At 38.2% G+C, this 296-nt stretch carries 1 protein-coding gene; it reads left to right on the forward strand.

The window, feature by feature from the left end; translation table 11 throughout:
• A partial coding sequence (locus V7137_RS28455; RefSeq protein ID WP_335701171.1) for an AbrB family transcriptional regulator occupies positions 1-238 on the forward strand: 238 nt, incomplete at its 5' end.
• Between the last annotated feature and the right edge of the window lie 58 nt (positions 239-296).

Here is a 296-nt window from a genome sequence, read left to right on the forward strand (position 1 = left end):
TATGTTGGTCCTTTCCTTTCTAATATCTGAAATCACACACATTTCTTTTGTAACCTGTATGCTTGCCTTTGCACCAGGTGGGGTTGCTGAGATGGCAGGCACGGCCATCGCGCTCCATGCCGACACTACTTTTGTTGTTGCCGCTCAATCACTTAGATTACTTAGTATTCTTACTATATTACCGCCAATTTTTCGTTTCTTAAATAACTACTCAAATATCAAATCTTATCAACAGTAGTTTATATCAAACTAAAAAAAGAGGCCAAAACCCTCTATATGAACTGTAACCCGAATAA

This window comes from Neobacillus drentensis (assembly GCF_036962765.1).
GTDB lineage: Bacteria > Bacillota > Bacilli > Bacillales > Cytobacillaceae > Neobacillus > Neobacillus drentensis_C.